The sequence below is a fragment of the Achromobacter sp. DH1f genome (assembly GCF_000633435.1).
GTDB lineage: Bacteria > Pseudomonadota > Gammaproteobacteria > Burkholderiales > Burkholderiaceae_B > Achromobacter > Achromobacter deleyi.
This window is the reverse complement of the sequence record NZ_AYMF01000068.1, coordinates 1-308: the sequence shown is the minus strand read 5'-3', so window position 1 is coordinate 308 and position 308 is coordinate 1. Positions and strand designations below refer to the sequence as shown.

1 pseudogene is annotated in these 308 nt (G+C 69.2%); it reads left to right on the top strand.

Annotated elements, in window-relative coordinates:
* Positions 1-61 precede the first annotated feature (61 nt).
* Positions 62-308: pseudogene (locus U858_RS0132905) on the top strand (hypothetical protein); the annotation flags it as partial.

The window sequence follows — 308 nt, the reverse complement described above, 5'->3', positions numbered from 1 at the left end:
CTACAACATGGTGTCGCGCTTCCTGGTGGCGTTGCGCGTCGGGCACTGAAAGGAGCAGGGCATGGACAAGACGGTATTGCTGGTGTCTTTGGGCGAGCGCTTCGACGCCGCGCGCGCGGCCGATATGGCCGCGCGGCTGACGGACGGCCTGGCCGGCCTGCGGGTGCGGGCGTTCACGGCCATCGAAGAAGACGACACCTATGTGTATGTGGACGGCGACACGGGCGGCCTGCCGGAAGTGCAGGCCCGCCTGGCCGAGCTGTTTCCGGGCGCCCAGGCGCGCGTGCTGCACCTGACGCTGGACCTGG